General features: G+C 59.3%; 16 protein-coding genes. 9 read left to right on the top strand and 7 right to left on the bottom strand.

From position 1 onward, the window contains the following. Positions 1–126: 126 nt before the first annotated feature. The gene (locus AACZ26_RS10175) at positions 127–783 is read right to left on the bottom strand and encodes a MazG family protein (protein WP_339621258.1); all 657 of its coding nucleotides are present in this window, start codon (positions 781–783) and stop codon (positions 127–129) included. Positions 784–1,020: 237 nt separating this feature from the next. Between AACZ26_RS10175 and AACZ26_RS10170 the strand changes: the two genes are divergently transcribed. The 9 genes from AACZ26_RS10170 to AACZ26_RS10130 all read left to right on the top strand — a co-directional run bounded on the left by AACZ26_RS10170 (position 1,021) and on the right by AACZ26_RS10130 (position 10,222). Beyond that, the gene (locus AACZ26_RS10170) at positions 1,021–1,689 is read left to right on the top strand and encodes an SGNH/GDSL hydrolase family protein (RefSeq protein WP_339621257.1); all 669 of its coding nucleotides are present in this window, start codon (positions 1,021–1,023) and stop codon (positions 1,687–1,689) included. A 62-nt stretch (positions 1,690–1,751) separates the two neighbouring features. After that, positions 1,752–2,309 (top strand): thermonuclease family protein, encoded by a 558-nt coding sequence (locus tag AACZ26_RS10165; RefSeq protein ID WP_339621256.1) that lies wholly within the window; start codon positions 1,752–1,754, stop codon positions 2,307–2,309. A 53-nt stretch (positions 2,310–2,362) separates the two neighbouring features. Next, a complete protein-coding gene (locus AACZ26_RS10160) occupies positions 2,363–3,808 on the top strand; it encodes a hypothetical protein (protein ID WP_339621254.1) in 1,446 nt (481 codons plus the stop codon). After that, a complete protein-coding gene (locus AACZ26_RS10155; protein WP_339621253.1) occupies positions 3,801–4,493 on the top strand; it encodes an FCD domain-containing protein in 693 nt (230 codons plus the stop codon). Before AACZ26_RS10160 ends, AACZ26_RS10155 begins: the two co-directional genes overlap by 8 nt. 124 nt (positions 4,494–4,617) lie before the next feature. After that, positions 4,618–5,709, top strand: a complete 1,092-nt coding sequence (locus AACZ26_RS10150; RefSeq protein ID WP_339621251.1) for a dihydrodipicolinate synthase family protein — start codon at positions 4,618–4,620, stop codon at positions 5,707–5,709. A gap of 11 nt (positions 5,710–5,720) precedes the next feature. After that, positions 5,721–6,782, top strand: coding sequence for an NAD(P)-dependent oxidoreductase (locus tag AACZ26_RS10145; protein ID WP_339621249.1), 1,062 nt, complete (start codon positions 5,721–5,723; stop codon positions 6,780–6,782). Positions 6,783–6,813: 31 nt separating this feature from the next. Beyond that, positions 6,814–7,983 carry a CaiB/BaiF CoA-transferase family protein gene (locus AACZ26_RS10140; protein WP_339621248.1) on the top strand — a complete coding sequence of 390 codons (1,170 nt, stop codon included), beginning with the start codon at positions 6,814–6,816 and terminating at the stop codon, positions 7,981–7,983. Continuing rightward, entirely contained in the window at positions 7,980–8,813 is an 834-nt protein-coding gene (locus AACZ26_RS10135) for an enoyl-CoA hydratase/isomerase family protein (protein WP_339621247.1), read from the top strand. The genes AACZ26_RS10140 and AACZ26_RS10135 overlap by 4 nt, the downstream gene beginning before the upstream one ends. Positions 8,814–8,845: 32 nt before the next feature. Next, complete coding sequence (locus AACZ26_RS10130; RefSeq protein WP_339621246.1) at positions 8,846–10,222, top strand: FAD-dependent oxidoreductase; 1,377 nt, start codon at positions 8,846–8,848, stop codon at positions 10,220–10,222. 29 nt (positions 10,223–10,251) lie between these two features. Here the strand turns inward: AACZ26_RS10130 and AACZ26_RS10125 are convergent, their stop codons facing one another. The 6 genes from AACZ26_RS10125 to AACZ26_RS10100 form a co-directional block, all read right to left on the bottom strand. Beyond that, positions 10,252–11,130: a PmoA family protein gene (locus AACZ26_RS10125; RefSeq protein WP_339621245.1), complete on the bottom strand. Its 879-nt coding sequence runs from the start codon at positions 11,128–11,130 to the stop codon at positions 10,252–10,254. 1 nt (position 11,131) lies between these two features. Next, complete coding sequence (locus tag AACZ26_RS10120) at positions 11,132–12,229, bottom strand: Gfo/Idh/MocA family oxidoreductase (RefSeq protein WP_339621244.1); 1,098 nt, start codon at positions 12,227–12,229, stop codon at positions 11,132–11,134. 9 nt (positions 12,230–12,238) lie between these two features. Next, complete coding sequence (locus tag AACZ26_RS10115) at positions 12,239–13,105, bottom strand: carbohydrate ABC transporter permease (protein WP_339621243.1); 867 nt, start codon at positions 13,103–13,105, stop codon at positions 12,239–12,241. Then, complete coding sequence (locus AACZ26_RS10110; RefSeq protein WP_339621242.1) at positions 13,095–13,970, bottom strand: sugar ABC transporter permease; 876 nt, start codon at positions 13,968–13,970, stop codon at positions 13,095–13,097. Before AACZ26_RS10110 ends, AACZ26_RS10115 begins: the two co-directional genes overlap by 11 nt. Positions 13,971–14,105: 135 nt before the next feature. Further along, positions 14,106–15,383 (bottom strand): extracellular solute-binding protein, encoded by a 1,278-nt coding sequence (locus tag AACZ26_RS10105; RefSeq protein ID WP_339621241.1) that lies wholly within the window; start codon positions 15,381–15,383, stop codon positions 14,106–14,108. Positions 15,384–15,658: 275 nt separating this feature from the next. Further along, the gene (locus AACZ26_RS10100) at positions 15,659–16,645 is read right to left on the bottom strand and encodes a LacI family DNA-binding transcriptional regulator (RefSeq protein WP_339621239.1); all 987 of its coding nucleotides are present in this window, start codon (positions 16,643–16,645) and stop codon (positions 15,659–15,661) included. Positions 16,646–16,810 lie beyond the last annotated feature (165 nt).

The raw sequence follows: 16,810 nt of genomic DNA, 5'->3' as shown, positions 1-16,810 counted from the left end.
TCGACATGCGATCACATGTCTCGTTTGCTGGCGTCGCGCCGGTGCCCTCCTTATTCGGGTTAAGGAGGGCACCACCCACCCGGGTTTAGCGCAGTCCGCTGGCAAACCGGCCCAAGCACCCTGACTCTAGTTCGATGCTTCGTGCTCTTTGATCTCAGCGGTGAGCTGACGAAGTGCCGTGCGCAAAGCACGTTCAGAGTCCAAACCGTGCGCCTTCGCCGATGCCACGATAGTCAGCAAGAGCGGGCCGAGTTCATCTTCTTCAGTGACATTGATCGCCCCGGGTGCCGTCGCATCGAGGAGACCAACCTTGTGGGCACGCCCCAGCAGTTTGTCGGCCAAAGCTAGCGCGGGCATTTTCTCGGGGATCCCATCAGTCACGCTCGTGCGGTGCGGCTTCTCGGTCTTCTTGAGGTCATCCCATACGGCGATGACATCATCCGCCGTCTCGGCTGTTGTGTCACCGAACACGTGCGGGTGGCGACCGACCATTTTTGCGGTCATATGGGCCGCGACGTCTTCGAGCGTGAACCGACCAGCTTCCGCCGCGATGTCGGAGTGGAAAAGCACTTGATACAGCACATCACCGAGTTCCTCGACGATGTCGGCATCCGTGCCGGTCTCTAAAGCGTCCACAAGTTCGTAGGTCTCCTCGACGAGATATTGAACCAGCGAGGCATGGGTTTGATCGCGATCCCACGCGCAGCCCCCTGGAGCACGCAATCGCTCTAGAGTGCCGATCAATGTTTCGAGTTCAGGGTGGGACGCAGCGGGCTCTGTCATAACTCCATCCTCCCACTCCACAAAATAAGCGGAAATCACGTATTCGATTAGGGCATGTCTAACAGTCAACGACGAGAGCCGTCAGCCACGATAAGTGTCGTGGCCCCGACGACCCCCTCTCCGCAGAGCGCAACCGGTGTGCCATCACACACCGCGTTCGTCCGTCGCCTAACTGCCAGTGTCCTTCACCTCTTTCGGCCTCTGTTGAAGGTCAACCTCTTGGGCTATCGGTCAGAAATGTCGAATGCCTTATTCCCCGCGGGTAAACCCGAAGGCGAAGTTGTCGCCCCCGACCCACCACGGATGCTTTTCATCGGAGACAGTGGGGCATCCAGCTACGGTGTGCTCAATCACGGCCTTGGCGTTGTATCGCAGGCCGCTCGCTACGTCGCGCGCGAGCACTCCACGGGATGCTCGTGGACGACCATCACCGACACTGAGCTCACGATGGCTCGCGCCGTACAAGAGCTGCCGTCAGCGGATCTCGACGTCGACGTTCTCGTGATTCTCCTTGGAGCACCCGACGTGTTGCTCGGTACAACCGCAAAAGCGTGGAGTTCCGGGCTGCACGAACTGATCAGCACGGTTCGGCAAGGAGCCCACCCAGACTGCCCCGTCGTGGTTGCCGCCATCCCGCCGATGTACAGGTTTAGAGCCATGCCGCGATTTTTGCACCGCCTAATGGCCCTGCAAATTACGCGCCTCAATCGCGCCTCGCTCACTATCGCCGAGACTATTCCTGGCGTGCGCTACGCGGTGTATCCCAGCCTCGAAGACTGCGACAAGTTCATTCAAGCGAATCTCAATTGGAAGAACGCGCATTCGCAATGGGGCAAACAGGTGGGCGCGGCCACCGCTCTCGCGCTTGAGCCGCACCTCGACAGGATTTCACGCACCCGCAGCTAAAGGCCCTTACCCGCTTAGCCCGCAACAGCACGGCAGCGTGGTGAGCGTGTAAGAATCGTGGCGTGCCCGCTGTTCCTAGACGATCACGCCTGATCGGCATCCCGCTCACTGCAGCCCTCATCGGGGTAGCAGCAATCGCGGCGTGCACTGGCGGGAGCGACGGCGGCAGCGGGCACGACGGCGTGACCGTCAACGCCATTCCCTCTGGCGCTTTCATGGCGACCGTCAACTATGTGCACGACGGCGACACCCTCTATCTCGATAATGGCACCGCCGAAGTGAAGGTGCGCCTGATCGGGATCGACACCCCAGAACTCTCTAGCGCACAGCGACCGGATGCCGAAGAATGCTACGGGATCGAAGCGCGAGAGCTGCTGCGCGACTTTCTTCCCGAGGGCACCGCCGTGTGGGCCCTGCATGACCGCGAGCCCGAAGATCGCTATGGTCGCTCACTGCTCTACGTCTACCTTCAGGACGGCACTTTCATCAATCTCGCCATGGTCGAGCTCGGTGCCGCCGAGGCCCTCAAAGTGGGTCCCAATGACCGCTACTGGTCTGAGCTCAGGAACGCTGAAGACGAAGCCTCTTCAGCGAGGCTCGGCATGTGGGCTGCCTGCTAATCTCCGAGGACACCGCTAGATTGGTCTGACCACAGACCGAGGGAAGGGTACTCGTGATTCGTATTGACGCAGTCAATCTGCACGTAACAGCAATCCACACACGAATTCCGTTTCGCTATGGAATCGCCGAGATGACTGCCGCCCCGCACGTCATCGTCGAACTGAGAGCGAGCAACGGCGTGACATCGGCACGCGGATTTGCCTCTGAGCACCTTCCTCCGAAATGGTTCACCAAGAACCCCGATTCACTCTTTGTTGATGACGTCGAGGAGCTCGTGGGAGCAATCCAGAACGCCGCCGCCCTCGCCCGCAACGCGCAGGCAGAGACAGTCTTCGATCTCTGGCAATCGCTTGAGCGAGACCAAGCATCCTGGGCAATGACAAACGAAGTGCCGGGCCTCGTCGCTGGACTCGGCACGAGCATGATCGAACGCGCGCTCATCGATGCCAGCTGTCGCCTGCTCGGTACACCCTTCGTGAAAGCTATCCATAGCGACACCTTCGGAATAGACATCGGTCGCATTCATCCAGAGCTCCGGGGTCGCCCGCTTGCCGAGTTCACCGTTAACGAAGCCGCACCGACGATCGCGATTCGCCACACTGTGGGACTCTCGGATCCCCTCACTGATGACGAAGTGCGCGATGACCCCCGAGACGGGCTTCCAGTGAGCCTCGCATCCGTACTCGCACGGTACGGCGCGAAATACTTGAAGATTAAGACCGCGGGAAACGCGAGCGACGACATCACTCGCTTGAAGCGCATCGATGAGGTCTGTCGTGCCCACGATTGCTCTCCCCAGTGGACGATCGACGGCAACGAATCCATGACAACGGCTGAAGCCCTAGAAAACTGGCTCAACGCGCTCACCGCTGACCCCACAATCGATGCCCTCCTTCGCGAGAAGCTGATTGCCATCGAGCAGCCCATCCATCGCAGTCATGCCCTAGACGAATCGAGCCGTACCGCGTTGCGCTCCATCGGTGAACGATTTTCGGTGATCATTGACGAGTCGGACGAGGCACTCGACACGGTTCGCAGAGCGATGGATCTCGGTTATGCCGGCGGAACCTACAAAGGCTGCAAAGGAGTGATTCGCGGCCTTGCCAACGCGGCCCTCGTCGCGTCTCGTCACGTCAATGACAGCAGCCAAGCAGCCACCATTCTGACCGCAGAGGATCTTTCCACGGTTGCCCCACTCACCATCAATCAAGACCTTGTCGTGGCAGCCACGATGGGCCTCACTCATATCGAGCGCAATGGCCACCACTACTGGGGAACGCCCGCACCATTGGCAGTCGACGTCAATGACCTTCTCCTTGATGCTCACCCCGACGCCTTCGTTCGCGAAGGCAACTCCCCCGCCCGATTGCACGTCACTGCCGGAGCCGTAACATTGAACACCATGATGGATGCGCCGTTCGGCACAGGGTTTGAACTCGACCTCAGCGGGCTTGAACCGTTGAACGTTGACAGTGCTCGGAGAATAGCGCGTGGATGACACAACCGCGAAACGCGGGCGATTTACGGTCCTCCCCCTCGCAAATGGTGCCGTCTACAACCTGGTGCTGCAGCAGCTACTGGAGTTCATAGAGGGACTTGAATCGGGTGACCGCATACCCTCGGAGCGCGCGCTCTCCGAGAAGTTCTCGGTCAGTAGAGTCTCCCTTCGCGAAGCTCTTCGCTCGCTTGAGAGCATGGGACGTATCGAGATTCGCCGCAATTCCGGCAGCTTCGTGAGAGAACCGTTGGCCAATCCGATGACGGACTATATTCGTCGGGTAACGCCCGGCAGCGAGGAGTCGCTCAATCAATTGGTCTCTGTGCGTGCAGCGCTTGAAGACCGCGTAGTACTCATCCTCGGCGATGGAGACCATGACTTCTCTCACGTGCACGCGCACCTCCTCGAGGTGGAAAGCGAAGTTGCGGACACCTCCCCCGCCGGCAGCGTTGACGTTCGTTTCGAAGCGCTCCTCGCCCGCCTCACAAACAACCGATTACTGATCGAGTTCCAGCGGACAACGCATGAGTTGTGGATAGAGACGTGGGGTGGATGCGGTCAAGGCCCCGGAGATCGCAAGAGTCTGCTCGCTGAGCACTGGGGCATCCTCGATGCACTCCGAGAAGGCGATACTGCCGCTGCTCGCGAGCGGATGGCGGCCCATGTCGACCGCACAGTGGCGTAGCCGCTAGCCGCGAGTTCGTCCGCTTCACTCCACGTGGTCTACTGATTCTGCATTCGTTTCTGGAAACGATTGCGAAGCCTCGGTGGTTTGTGGTTTGATCGTGAGCGACAAAGGGAAGGTGACGATGAAGTCTTCGTCTGGAATCGATTCTGAGCAAGCTGCTTATGACGTACTGCATGCGGGAACCGTCATTCCTGCCCACTTGCTCTCCCTCACTGCTGAACGCGCTCTCGACGAAACTCGACAACGTGCGCTCACTCGCTACTACCTTGACTCCGGCGTCGGAGGACTCGCCGTAGGCGTTCACACCACGCAGTTCGCAATTCGTGAACGAGGAATGTTCGAGCGAGTCCTCGAACTTGCTGCGGAGGAGTCCCGCACCTGGACCTCGCGCCCCATCGCTCTCGTCGCCGGCCTCGTCGGGGATACGGAGCAAGCGCGTGCTGAAGCTCAAATAGCGAGACGCCACGGCTACCACGCCGGTCTCCTCAACCTCGCGGCACTCAAATCATGGAACGAAGTCCAGCTTCTCGAACACTGTCGCGCCGTCGCCGCCGAGATACCTCTCATTGGATTTGCGCTTCTGCCCGAAGTCGGAGGTTTCCACCTCTCGTTCGACTTTTGGCACCAGTTCGCGGCAATCGAGAACGTCATCGCGATAAAGATGGCTCCCTTTAACCGCTATCGAACCCTCGAGATCGTGCGTGCCGTCGTTGCCGCAAGGGCAGAGGACCGAGTCACGCTCTACACGGGCAACGACGACCACATCGTTCTCGATCTCCTTCAGCCGTTCGCGATTCCCCGCGATGGTACGACAGTGACCGTTCGCATCCGTGGGGGATTATTGGGGCACTGGAGCGTCTGGACACGCGCTGCGGTTCAGCAGTTCAACGAGCTCACGCAAGAGCGCAACGCAACACCCCAGCACTTGCTCGCGCTCGACTCCATCGTCACTGACTGCAATAGCGCTATATACGATGCAGCCCACGACTTTGCCGGCTGCATTCCCGGATGCCACGAGATTTTGAGAAGGCAGGGACTGTTCGAAGGCACGTGGTGCCTCGACGAGAACGAAGCGCTCTCCCCCGGCCAGCTCGCTGAAATCGAGCGCATCTATGCGCAGCATCCGCACATGAACGACGACTCTTTCGTGCGCGAAAATCTTGACCGCTGGCTGAGCAATCACCCAGCAGAGCCATTGACCACCACTCACTGAGGAACATCACTATGACTGAACGCACCGTCGCGTCCACTCTCGATACCGCTGAGCTGCCCAGCCATTTCGACGACGCCGCACATCTCGAGGACTTCATGTCGCTGCCCACCCAGGCGACGATTGACGAGTTAGCTACCCTCGACGGCGATATTGTGATCTTGGGTGTCGCGGGAAAAATGGGAGTCACTCTTGCTCGAATGATCAAGCGAGCGGCCCCGACTAAGCGCGTCATCGGAGTTGCACGCTTTAGCGAGGCGGGCTCTCAAGAACACCTCAATAGTTTCGGCGTTGAGACCATTGTCTGCGATCTGCTCAACCCGGATGCCGTCGCCGCGCTACCCCGCGTCGCCAACGTCATCTACATGGCTGGTCTCAAGTTCGATTTCCGCGGCCGCGAAGGCTTCCTGTGGGCCATGAATACCTACGTCCCCTCTCTCGTCGCGCAGCATTACCGCGAGTCGCGGATCGTTGCGCTATCGACCATCCACGTCTACCCCTGGAGCGATTCGCGACAAGGCGGCGTCACGGAAGACAACCTTCCGCTGGCGCGACCAGGAGAGTACGCAAACTCAGTGGTCGGCCGAGAGCGCATGTTCCAATACTTTTCTGAAGTCAATAACACTCCCGGTCGGCTCGTTCGCTTTGTCTACGCCATCGATATGCGTTACGGCGTATTTCAAGAGATCGCCGATTGGGTGTACAACGAAGTACCGATCCCGCTCGAGACGGGCAATGTCAACGTGATGTGGCAGGGCGATGCAATCAACCACTTCGCGCGCCTCCTTACTCGCTGCGAAACTCCCTCAACTCCGATCAATATCGGCGGGCCAGAAACCGTGAGCGTGCGCTACCTAGCAGAAGCCTTCGGTCGAGAATTCGGCAAGACACCGCTTTTCGAAGGCACCGAGAGCGACTCAAGCCTGACGGTGAATTGCGACCGTGCCGCCGAAGAACTCGGCAACCCGATTGTTCCGATCAACGCCATGGTGAGGTGGGTTGCTCACTGGGTCAGTTCCGGCGGCGATACCTACGGCAAACCGAGCAAGTTCCAGGTACGAACTGGCGTTTTTTAGATCACTCATATCAACAACGATGGGCAACAGCATGCTTTCCGGAATCCGAGTACTCAGCTTCACCCACTTTCTTCAGGGTCCGTCAGCGAGCCAGATTCTCGCCGACCTCGGCGCTGATGTCATCAAAGTGGAACCTCCGCACGGAGCCTTCGAGCGCTCGTGGACTGGCCCGGGTCGCCTGATCAATGGGCTGAGCCCGTTCTTCACTCTCGCCAATCGCAACGTGCGGAGTTTGGCGGTGGATCTGAAGAATCCGGATGCGCTTGAACCACTGCTCGAACTCGTGCGGTCGAGCGATGTTCTGATCGAGAGCTTCCGCCCCGGAGCCCTCGACCGCCTGGGACTTGGCTACGACGCCCTCAAAGCCATCAATCCGAAACTGATCTACTGCTCACTCTCGGGGTATGGTTCCGACGGCCCGTACGTCGACCGCCCGGGCCAAGACGTTCTCGTGCAGGCGATGTCTGGGCTAGCTGCGGCGACCGGACGGGCGGATCAGGACCCCACACCGGTGGGCGCTTGTGTTGTCGATCAACACGCGGCAGTACTGGGCGCCATGGGCATCCTCGCGGCGCTCCACGGTCGTGAACGAAGCGGTGTCGGAACCCGAGTGGAAAGCAATCTGCTCAATGCCGCGCTCGATCTGCAGATTGAACCGCTCAACTACGCCCTCAACGGCTGGGATGACTCTCGCTCAGCCTCGGGGGTCTCGTCGTCTTATTACAAAGCCCCCTACGGAGTCTTCGCTGCGGCGGACGGACACGTGTGCATTTCCCTGACGAGCCTTGCGACTCTCAGCGAACTTTTCGACGACGAATGGTTTGCCTCAATCGGAGAGGAGAATTCTTTCGAACGACGCGATGAGATCAACGATCGCGTAGCAAACTACATCGTCGAGCGCCCAACATCGGAATGGTTCGAGATCTTTGATGACCACAGAATCTGGTCCGCTCCGGTTCAGAACTACCAGCAGGTCATTGATGACCCGCAAGTGAATCACAACAATAGTTTCGATTCCTTTGACCATGACACAGCGGGTCACATTCGAGTGCTCCGTCATCCTGTCAGCTACGGCGGCGAACGTCCCGGTGTTCGCACCGCCCCACCGGCGCTCGGCGATCACACCACAGAGATCCTTGCCGAGGCCGGCTACTCTCCAGAGGCGATCGCAACGCTCACCGCGAACAAGGTGTTCCGATGATTGCCGGCGCCGACCGGAGCACCGCAACCACTGCACCCAGCCACGGCGGCGATGAACTGATCCAAGTGGAGCGCTTGGGGTCGATCGCAATAATCCGCCTCAATCGGCCGGCGAAAAGAAACAGTCTCAATCGCGAAATGATCGATTCCCTCATCGACGTTTTCACTGCGCTGCGCGATAGCGCTGACGGCACCGCCACGATCGACGCAGTCGTACTCGCGGGAGCCCCAGGCGCATTCTGCGCCGGAGCTGACATCGCCAGCTACCACCGCGCTTCCGCCGCGGACCTCGCGGAGTTCACTCAGCGCGCACTCACGCTCGTCAATCTCGTTCGCTCGGCTCCAGTGCCCGTCATCGCGAGCATTGACGGAATGGCCTTGGGCGGCGGTCTTGAACTTGCCCTCGCGGCAGACTTCATCGTGGCAAGCGAGCGCGCAACTTTAGGACTGCCAGAGACGCGCATCGGGCTAATCCCAGGTTGGGCCGGCACCGCGAGCCTGACCGAAGCGATCGGAGTCCGTCGCGCGAAGCAACTCATTTATTCAGGGATGACTCTCAGTGCCCAGCAAGCGCTGCAGTGGGGACTCGTCAATCACGTGGCACCGGAAGGGACATCAGATAAGGCTGCCCAGATGTTGGCTACTGAGATCGCACAGCGGGCACCGCTAGCTGTTCGGGCTGCCAAGCGCGCGGTGCATGCCGCGAGCGCCACAACGATCGGCACAACCACAGAAACTGACGAGCTTCTCGATCTCTTTGCCAGCGCTGACGGCATTGAAGGTGTCGCCGCCTTCGTAGAAAAACGCCCTGCTCGGTTCCGAAGTCTGTGACGTTCCTCGCCCGTGATAAGAAAGGTCAGCTCATGACACGCACTCCCGTAGAGACCGCGTTTGCGCTCTGGCAGCTTCCTCAGCGCCACACCCTGTCGCACGACTTGCCGGTTCTCGCCGACGTCGATGTCGTTGTTGTCGGCGCTGGCCCCGCTGGCGTAGCGGCGGCCACCGTTGCGTCTGAAGCAGGGCTCTCTGTCATCGTTGTCGAAGGATACGGCTTTGCAGGCGGATCAGCCGTCGCCGGCCTCTCCGCGACGATCTGCGGACTTTACCTTGCATCAGAGACCCACGCACCGCCCGTTCAAGTGGTGCACGGCTTTGCGGAGAGATTCCGTGCTGCGCTCGAGGCTCGTTCAGGTGTCACATCGCCGCAGAGATACGGACTGACCTACACGGTGGCGCACGATCCGCTGGTCTGGCGCGAGGTGGCAGATTCGTTGCTTTTCAACTCCGGCGTTCGCGTAATGTTTCACACTCAGGTGACCGGCGTGATCCTGGATGCCGACCGCTATGCCGGCGTTGTCATCCATTCCAAAGCAGGCCTCAGCGCCATCCACGCCCGTCGAGTAATTGATGCCTCAGGCGACGCTGCAGTGGTCGCTCGCGGCGGCGGCCAGTACTTCTTTGGAGATGAGGGCCGTATCCAGAACCCCACAATGTTCTTCCGTCTGGGTGGGGTGGATACGGACGCGTTTTGGGAGGAGTGGGGCGACGACACGATTAGCCCTCCCACGATCACCGCCGCGATAGCGAGCCAGAGGGAGGCTGGTGCCGATCTGCCCCGTGAGAAGATCTGGGTCTTCCGGTCAACTCGTCCCGGCGAATTGCTCGTGAATGCCACTCGATTGAGCGATAGCGACGGAAGGATGCTCAACGTTGTTGACCCTGAAGACTTTACGATCGCCGAGATGTTGGGACGCAAGCAAGTGCGCGCTTATGCGCAGTTCTTCTCCGCCACTGTTGCCGGATGCCGTAACGCGTACGTAGTCGATACGGGTGTTGAAGCGGGAATCCGTCAGACCCGGAGCATTGTCGGAGTAGAAACGCTGAGCAATGAACACGTCGTTGAATGCCGCAAGAGCGAGGACGGAATCGTGCGTTCTCCGTGGCCCATTGAGTTACACAGCGGCAATCGGCCAAAATTGCACTGGTTACTCGATGATTATTATGAAGTGCCCTACAACACGCTCGTCCCCGCAGTGGGCGAAAACATCATTGTGGCTGGTCGTTGCTTGAGTGCAGAGCACGAAGCACTCGCTTCTGCACGAGTCACAGCCCAGTGCTTCGAACTGGGCCATGCCGCCGCCGTCGCTACCGTTCTTTCGTTGACGACCGATACTGGTTATCGCGACCTTGAGGGCTCACAGGTCCGCGCGGTGATGGCCGCCAACGGCAGTTCGCTCTAGAGCCCTAGGCCCGCTAGCGACGCTAAGTCCTAGAGAGCCAAATCGGCGCGAACAGCGTCGACATCTACGAGCCCGTCATAGATCGCGAGACGATGGCGCAACTCGAGCGAGCTCGCCACCGGAACCGTGTACGCGGTTTCGTAGGCGCCAGCCCAGCCGATCGCCGGGAAGTCCTCAAAGCGATAAAGCCACGCTTGGTCACCAACCGGATCAGGATCCGCGAAGGCGAGCCCGAGTGTGACAGCCTCTCCCGCTCCGGTGGTGCCTGACAGGACCAGAGTGCGCGAGCGCGCTCCTGAAGAAGTGATCTCACCTGATTCTCCCGTGAGGGCGACGGGGGTAAATCCTTCAGCGAGGCGGAGAAATAGGCCACCATAGCCGCCGTCACTTCGACCACGCTGGGCGGGAGTCGCCAACGTTAGTTCCTCAGACGTTGCATTGCTGAGCACAGAATCGAAGTCCAGAATCCATCCGGCTCTCGACGCAACGCTTGCGCTCAGCGCAACCGTTCGGCTCTCCGCCAGGAGCGGCTCGCGATTGTGCCCAATCCAATCGAGCTGCTCGGTCCAGCCAACGTCAGCGCCCTCGTTGACGCGCTGATCCCAGCGTTGATGAGCGATTTTCCCCTGATCCGCAACGATCTTGTAGCCCTCCTCAGGACCGAAATACGTTCCGCCGCCCCATAGGTTGTGGTCCCCGACGCGGGGAAAAGCGAACTGAAGACCCTGATGCCAGGGGTGATCCTCTGGAGCAAAATCCGTTATCTGAGCCCCGCCGAGAGTGCGCAGCGGGTGGAAGTGCGGCTTAGGAGTATTGACGGCGTCAATCTCGCTGCCTAGTCGATACTCCGCGATGACGACGTCGTTTGCGATGACATCGAGGCCATCAGTCTGATCGGTGATCCGCATGCTACTTCTTACCTTCCGCCCGAGACGGGCCACCCGCATCGATTGCTTCATAGAAAGGATCGCCCGCGACGATATCGCCGCGCTTAACCAATGTTCCGGTGGCAGCAGACTTATAGAGAGCAGTCAAGAACTCGATAGTCGCGCGCGCTTCAGCGACCATGAGCTCCGGCCTCTCACCGGCACGCCAGTGGGCCAAAATGTTGGCCAATTGCTCGCGGTGTGCTTGCTTTTCTCCTTCAGGCTCCGCCCAGTCTTCGACTACGCGAGACTGGCCTTCGGCATCGACCTGGCGAACAGTCCACTCCCCCATCAACGGCATATAGAGCGTTTCGAGGTCGACCGTTGCCTTCTGCGCGGTGACTTGAATTCGGGTCTCCTGCTGGTGGCTCAGCACTTGTGAAAGCAGCGTTGCCATTCCACCGCCGGCGAAACGCACAACCGCAGTACTAGCGTCTTCAACTTCAATCGGCCGATCAAGAGTGTCGGCGAATCCAGCAACACTCGACCAGTCACCCATTAGCCAGAGCAACAGGTCAATCGCGTGGTGAGCTTGAGTTGTCGTCGCTCCGGCGAACTCGGTGGCGAACTTTCCACGCCAACTCGTTTGCCAATATTCCGGCCCGCGATACCAGGAGGTGTTTGCATATCCCGTGAGCACTGAGCCCCAGTCGCCGCCTCGCAGCTTGTCGCGCACTTGACGCGCGCCACCCGAGTAGCGAAACTGTGACACCGTCACGCACGCTTGGCCAGTTTCAGCTTCGACCGCAGCGATCCGATCGACCGATGCCAGCGACCCGGTCATGGGCTTTTCGCAAAAGACCCATGCCCCCGCCCGCATTACTTGGATCGCGAGAGGTTCGTGCGTATGGGGCGGCGTTGCAAGAACAACGATGTCTGGATGCTGCTCCGCCATCATCAGCGCGAGGTCGCTGTAGAGCCTGTCTGTGCCAAAACGTTCACCGGCCTCAGTTCGGCGTGCATCATCGAGATCGACGATGCCGACAAGCTCAGCCTGATCGGGAAGCGCAGTAATGGCCGGCAGATGGGCTGCCGCCCCGATACCTCCTGCGCCAACAACTGCAATGCGTGCTTTCTTCATGAAACTGAGCTATCCCTTCAAACCTGTCGTGGCAATACCGCTCGTTAGGTACTTCTGACCTGCGAGGAAGAATCCGAACAATGGCCCCAAGGAGAGAACCGCCATAGCGAACATCGGGCCCCACGATGACTCCCCCGTTGAATCGAGGAAGGAGTTCAAACCGAGTGGCACCGTATATAGCCGCGGGTCGCTCAAGTAGATGGTGGGGGTAAAGAAGTCGTTCCATGTCCAGATGAACGTGAAGATCGCGGTGGTCGCGAGTGCTGGCACGGTCAGCGGGAGAATGATCCTCCAATAGATTTGCCATGGGCCCGCGCCATCCACTCTCGCTGCTTGATCGAGTTCGGTCGGCAATCCCCGCATGAACTGAACCATGAGGAAGATGAAGAACGAGTCGACCGCCAAAAACTTGGGAGCGACGAGCGGAAGGAACGTGTTCACCCAGTCAAGCTGCGCGAACAAAATGTACTGCGGTACGATCACCACGTGATACGGCAACATGATCGTGGCCAACATCGCTCCGAACAACACCCGACGCAACCTAAAGTCGAGTCGCGCAAAGGCGTAGGCGGCTAGCGAACACGCGATGAGGTTTCCGGCAACGGCCAGTACGGCCACGATTGTCGAGTTCATGAAATACGTGGAGAACCCAATGCCGGCGCCTTCCCAGCCGCGCTGGTAGTTATCCGTCACGACAGGGTTTGGGATCAACGAGACTTCGCTAAAGATCTGCGCAGTGTCTTTGAAAGAGCTTCCGATCATCCACAGAACCGGGTACAGCATGAGCATGCCAAACCCGATGATGAGGAAATGCGAGAGAGCCTTACGCCCCTTGCTTTTCTTCGCTCCGACAATTCCGGTGAGATTAGTCGTCATAGTGCACCCAATACCTTGAAAGCCAGAAGTTGATTCCGGTGATCGCCGCGATCACAAGCAGAAGTGCCCATGCCATCGCGCTGGCGTAACCCATCTCGAGGCCGGTGAAGCCTCGCTGATACAGATACAACGTGTAGAACAGCGTTGAGTTTGCGGGACCGCCGGTTCCGCCTGACACCACGTAGGCCGGCGTAAACGCCTGCATCGCACCGATCAGTTGCAAGATCATGTTGAAGAGCACGATAGGGGTCAACATCGGGAACGTAATGTGCCGGAATCTTCCCCATGCGCCGACACCGTCGACGGCGGCAGCTTCGTAGAGGTAGACAGGCACTTGTCGAAGCGCCGCCAGGAAGATAACCATGGGCGACCCGAAGGTCCACACGTTCAAAATGATCAGTGTGCTCAGGGCGGTGTCCGGATGCCCGATCCACGATTGCCCGTCGATACCGATGAGCGCGAGAACCTGATTTACCAATCCTGACTGGCCGAACATCTGTCGCCACAGAATCGCGATCGCAACACTGCCACCGATCAGCGACGGAATGTAGTAAATCGATCGGTAAATTGCCAATCCCCTGATGCCGCGGTTGAGCGCCATTGCGACAAGAAGTGCGAAAGCCAACTGAAGTGGCACAGAGACAAAGACGTAGATCGCCGTAACCCGCACCGACTCTAGGTACTTCGGATCGGCTGTAAACATGCGCTCGTAATTCTCGAAACCGACGAACTCGGGCGGGCTCAGCAGGCTGTAGTCGGTGAACGACAAGTACAGCGAGACGAGCATGGGCCCGAAGGTGATGACGACAAAGCCGATCAGCCACGGGGCAAGAAAGAGGTAAGGCGCAGCGCGGTCGAGCATCATTCTGCGACGCAACGAGCGCGTACCCCCGGGCCGGGGAGCCTTGATGGCTCTCCGACCCGGACGCGACTCGGACCGTCCGCGCGCGTCAGCAAGATCTGACGCGTCGTTAGAGGTCTGAGGCAGTGACATTGTGTACTAGCTCAGTTCCTGTTCGGCGCGCTCGATGAAGCTAGCAACAGCATCCTCGATGCTCATGCGATCGAACTGAACCTCTTGAGCGAGCTCCGCGAATAGTGCGTTCACGTTACCGGCGCCGGGCTTCGGCGGCACGGGTGGAGCTGCGCCGTCGGCACGAACACCGTCGATAACGGTCAGACCCTTCGCTGTTACGTCGTCAACGTCGGCCGTGGCGGCGTCTCCGACAGCGGGGTTAGCAGGAACACCACGGTCGATGCCCAGGATTTCGTAGGCCTCAGGGTCGTTGAGCAAGAAGTCAACGAGCATTGCTGCCTCCTTGGGGTGCTCAGTCTTCGATCCGATGGCAATATTCATCGCGGTGCGCAAGTACGAACCGGCCGTGGGGGTTTCGCCCGGCATCCGGTCTACGGCGATTTCAGCTTCGATGCTCGACTGAACGGCAGCCATCTGGTTCGCGAAGATGAAGCCCGATGCCGCCTTGCTGGCGATAATTGCATCGAACGGGGTGGGGTATTCCGAAGTCAACGATCCTGGCGTTGCTGCACCGGATGCACGCAGGTCGGCCCAGTACTGCCAGAACTCTTCAAGGGTTTCCGCAGAGAAGCCGAGGCCCTCATCGGTGAGGTAGGCCTCACCGTTCTGATTCGCCCACACCTCGAACACTTGATAGCCGGTCGAGAGATCAGTAACGCCGAAGGTTCCAGCGTCAGTGCCATCGCTGACCTGCTTGGCTGCGGTTGCAAGGTCGTCCCAGCTCCACCCCTCTGTGGGGATCGAGACGCCTGCTTGGTCGAACAGCTCGGTGTTGAAAATGAACGCCTGGGTGGTGAGGCCAAACTGAAGAGCCGAGAGCGACCCATCGATTGTGCTCGTGTCGAGAAGCGCCTGATCCCAGCCTTCAAGGTTCAAACCTTGGCTCGTTGCTTCGTTGAGGTCGTAAAGCTGGCCACGCGAGGCGAATTCGCGAAGCACCTCTTCGTACAACTGAAAAACGTCGGGAGAGTTGTTGCCTGCAGCTTGAGTGAGCAGCTTGTCGATGTATCCATCGAAGCCCCCGAAGTCACGAACAACCGTAATTCCGGGGTTCTTTTCCTCGAACAGGTCAAGCGCCTCGTTGGTCAATTCGTGACGTGAGTCCGTTCCCCACCAGGAGAAACGAATTTCAACTTCGCCCTGTTCAGCTTCGGATGCTGGCGCGCAGCCCACCATCGCAATGCCGACTGCAACAGCTGCAGCCGCGGCGAGTGCTGCTCGCCGGATTCGGTTCTGTACCACTGTGTGTCCCATCTCTTCGTTGAGAATTGCTGAGCCGATTGATTGATCTGTGGACTGACCAATTCGTTTACCGGCGGCGGACCGTCGGTGACCCGGCCCTGCACGAAGCGACCAGGTCGGCCGCGTTGCACTGTGGCGATACTAACCACCTAGAACCGATTCCGTCAACGTTTCTGGAAAGGATTCCGGAAACTCCCGGTAGTGGTCTCTTTCTTGCTAGACAACCAAGCCCACGCGCCGTAAAACCAGACGAACCGTTCTGCTCTCGCTGAGCATCAGACTGGCGGCGCGGCCACACACCCGCCAACGCGGTACTCAGTCGACAGCACCACTTCCCGTGGTGCTGCTCCGCGCAGGCCCTCAAGCATCAGTCCCGCCGCAACCGCGCCCAATTCCTGACGATCTCGCCAAATCGTGTCGAGCGCTGGAGTCATAAACTCGGCGAGAGGGACCGGATCACACGTCACCAAACTCACGTCAGCTGGTGCCCTGAGGCCGAGATCGCGGAGCGCAGTAAACACACCGACAAGAATTTGATTGCTTCCCGCCACGATCGCAGTGGGACGCTGGGCACTCGAAACCACGGCTCGCGTCGCCTCCTCACCGTGCTCCGCAGAAAAGGTGCCGGAAATCACGTCGATTGTGACACCTGGATGCGCTTCGGCCGCCGCCCGTGCTGCCGCGGCTCGCTCCATCGCGGGCAAGACGTTCGGAATTCCATTGATCAATGCAATTCGCTTGTGCCCCAAGCCAATCAGCTTGTGAATCACTTCAGACATTCCAGCGCGATGGTCGCTCAACACACGAGACGCTCCCGCCGTTCCCAAGTGACGGTCAATCAGGACGGTAGGGAGGCCAGAATTAGCTATGGCATCCACGATGGGTCCGCCGTCTTCTTCTCCCACCGAAACCAATAGTCCGTCGACTCGACGCTTGATAAGCATCCGGAGCTGTTTCACCGCGATCTCGGGGTCGTTGAGAGAATTCGCGACAAAAGTTGAATAGCCCTCTGCGCGCAACACCGTTTCTGCACCGTGTGAAATTTCGGCGAAGAGCTGATTCGAGATGTCGGCAACGAGGACGCCGATAGTACGCGTCGCACCAGTGCGAAGACTCTGAGCGAGGACGTCAGGCTCGTACCCCAGCTCTTCGACAGCAGCGAGCACTTTCTCGCGCATGCGATCACTCACGTCAGGGTGGTCAGAGAGCACTCGTGACACCGAAGACATCGCCACCCCCGCGCGGTCTGCAACGTCTTTCATGCCTGCAAGTTTGAACTCGCGGTTCGGCTCGTGTGTCACAGTTCCTGCTCTCTTCTGCGCTCAAGCGAGCGCACCACGTCGTCATTCACGCCGGATAGCGTCCGCACGATCCCACCCGTGGGCAGACTATTGCGGATTGTCCCGCTGGTCAACGATTCTGGAATG

The organism is uncultured Salinibacterium sp. (genome assembly GCF_963974405.1).
Classification (GTDB): Bacteria; Actinomycetota; Actinomycetes; order Actinomycetales; family Microbacteriaceae; genus Rhodoglobus.
Note: the sequence above shows the minus strand (reverse complement) of the source record. Positions and strands in the feature narration are given on the sequence as shown.